The organism is Colwellia sp. E150_009 (assembly GCF_053543955.1).
Genome location: NZ_JBHFOM010000082.1, coordinates 1 through 2636, shown reverse-complemented (window position 1 = coordinate 2636; position 2636 = coordinate 1). Strand labels below are relative to the sequence as shown.

At 39.2% G+C, this 2636-nt stretch carries 4 protein-coding genes; 1 reads left to right on the top strand and 3 read right to left on the bottom strand.

The annotated features are described in order from the left end of the window. The 3 genes from ACE1OF_RS19505 to ACE1OF_RS19495 form a co-directional block, all read right to left on the bottom strand. Positions 1-688 (bottom strand): formylglycine-generating enzyme family protein (locus ACE1OF_RS19505; RefSeq protein ID WP_448896541.1); only part of this gene is annotated, 688 nt, incomplete at its 3' end. 86 nt (positions 689-774) lie between these two features. After that, positions 775-1182: a GFA family protein gene (locus ACE1OF_RS19500; RefSeq protein WP_448896539.1), complete on the bottom strand. Its 408-nt coding sequence runs from the start codon at positions 1180-1182 to the stop codon at positions 775-777. 291 nt (positions 1183-1473) lie between these two features. Then, on the bottom strand, positions 1474-1824 hold the full coding sequence (locus ACE1OF_RS19495) for a hypothetical protein (protein ID WP_448896538.1): 351 nt from the start codon (positions 1822-1824) through the stop codon (positions 1474-1476). Between the two features lie 132 nt (positions 1825-1956). Between ACE1OF_RS19495 and ACE1OF_RS19490 the strand changes: the two genes are divergently transcribed. Continuing rightward, positions 1957-2636 (top strand): IS110 family transposase (locus ACE1OF_RS19490; protein ID WP_448896537.1); only part of this gene is annotated, 680 nt, incomplete at its 3' end.

Here is a 2636-nt window from a genome sequence, read left to right as displayed (position 1 = left end):
ACAGGTGTAACGTTTTGTTAAGTGCTTGCTGCTCCGATCTTGCCACTCTAAAACCTAAGTCATCAATTGTATAGGTTGGATGACTTCTTCTTCGATTTGATGCTAAGCATCCCCGCGACTCATCAGACCAACCCCCGCCACGAAAGATACGATAGGAACCGTATACTTCTGGATCATATAGATCCCAACACCACTCCCATACATTTCCAAGCATATCGAACAAGCCAAAATCGTTGGACAGTTTTAAACCGACGTCATGTGTTGTCTCTTTGGAGTTCCCCACATACCATGCGATATCCTCAATATCGCCATACTGAACTAACTTCGAGTCAGCTCTACATGAGTACTCCCATTCAGCATCTGTCGGCAATCTGTAACCATCTGCATCTTCTATAAAATCAACCGATTCATTATCGGGTCGTATAAAATAGCACTTGTCTAATCCCGACAATTCACTAAGCGCATTACAAAACTGAATAGCGTCAAACCAAGCAACACTTTCAACTGGCTTCTTCAAACCAGAGAATTTCGAAGGTCTTTTTGACATCACTTCCGAATACACTTCCTGAGTAACCAAATATTTGCTCATTAAAAATGGCTTCACCTCGGAAGTCCAAGCAGTCTTCTTTCGATCATCTCGAAGACTAATTTCGCCTTGTGGGATAGGTATCATCCAATGCTCAATCATGATTTTTTTGTGCCACCTTTTCTAAACTTAACGCTAACAGTAAGCGCCGCTTTTTGGCGTCGCCTTAGCTGTTTTTGTTATGTGCATTACGCACGATCTGCGGGATGGTTGACGCCATCATAGGTTAGGATTCCTTGTATTTTTAAAGGATTTATACCTTCTAAACAAGCTACATTAAAGCCATATTGAGTTGGATTTGACCTTCGTTGGTGGTGGGTGTAAATACCGCAGTTACTACAAAAATAGTGCTTGGCAGTTTTTGTATTAAATTGATAAAGCTTTAACGCCTCTACACCTTTGAGAATATTAATACCTGACAATGGCACGGATGCAGCTATTGCTCCGCGTCTGCGGCATAGAGAGCAATCGCAGCGGCGAACATCAACTAGCCCATCAGGTAAATCGAGTTCAATTTCAACGGTGCCACAATGGCAAGTAGCCTTGTGCTTTGGTTGAATTTGTACTCCGTCAACTTCCTTCAACTTTATAGCCATACTTGGTTCCTTGCGATCACATAACGAGCCTGTAGAATTTCTCTTTTTGAAAAAGCAGCCACAAAAAATATTGAAAATTAAGCCTCAAAACACGTTGCTACGTGAAATCTGAGACAATAATACATTAAAACTTGCCTTTTAGAGACTCTGTAAACATAAATTTCATCCGTAATTTTCTACCTTGGAGAAATTCTATAGCCTCAACGCCTCATTCAGAGGCAATAAAATAGTTGGTTAAAATAAGCGACGAAGGAGCAAAACCAACTGTTTTTTGTCCTTTGGAATGACTTGTTATAAGTCAGTTACGAATTTATGACTCTCTCTAGCTTGAACAATACTTGTTCGAAATATATTCTTATCAAATTCATCAAGTGGAAGTTCTTCAAGCATTTTTTCTAGCTTATCAAGGTGCTTTATATCATTTTCGACAAATTGTTGCACAATTTGTAAAGCCTGTTCTGATTCTTCATTTTTAAGTGAAAGTAACAATGCCGAATTTAATACCATCTTATCGACCGCTTGCATTCCTAGCTGCAGAGTAAGGACACCTGTCGCTGCTTTAGCTCCACGTTGAGCACCATAATAATAAGAAACTACGGCAATAAGAATAAGAGCGACTAACACTAATAGATTTTTTTTCATCTGCTTCCTGCAATATATAGATGACTTATAGACATAATGACTCCCCACAAAGTGCTAGCCTCTAAATTCGTGGATTAGTTTTACAAACCAGAGCCATAATATATTTATCAACAATATAAAATAGAGGCTAGCATGAGTAAACATAACATACTTTTCATTGGCTTAGATACCCATAAAGTATCTACTGAAGTTGCACACATTGAAGACCAACGTGGCGCAAAAACTGTTCACCAAGGAAAAATTAAAACAACCAAAGCAGCAATCACTAAACTTGCTCGGCAATATCAATCTAAATACCCCTGTGCGACATTGCACTTTGTTTATGAAGCAGGTCCCTGTGGTTATTGGATCTACCGACTACTGACAAGTTTAGGTCATTGCTGTTATGTCGTTGCGCCATCGCTTATCCCTAAAAAAACCGGTGATAAAGTTAAAACAGACAAACGCGATGCAATGAAATTGGCCAAACTCCTTAAAGACGAGGAGCTAACCCCAATTTATGTCCCTGAGCCTGAAGACGAAGCGATACGTGATTTATCAAGGGCAAGAGAAACCGCTATGAAAGACTTAAAGGATGCTAAATACCAACTTAAAGGTTTATTTTTACGTAATAACATCACCTGCAAAGTGAATGACAATTGGTCAAATCAACATTTACGTTGGCTAACTGAGTTAGTTTTGCCGCATCCAAGCCAACAAATTGTACTGCAAGAAATGATACAAACTATTACCGAACGTATTAAGCGCGTTGAACGATTAGTTAATGAATTAACACATCAAGCAAAACTATGGCGCTATTATGGCGTTGTTCA

Excerpts from the sequence above, each read along its gene's own strand:
- ACE1OF_RS19500 (WP_448896539.1), bottom strand. The coding sequence starts at position 1,182 with ATGGCTATAAAGTTGAAGGAAGTTGACGGAGTACAAATTCAACCAAAG.
- ACE1OF_RS19495 (WP_448896538.1), bottom strand. The coding sequence starts at position 1,824 with ATGAAAAAAAATCTATTAGTGTTAGTCGCTCTTATTCTTATTGCCGTA.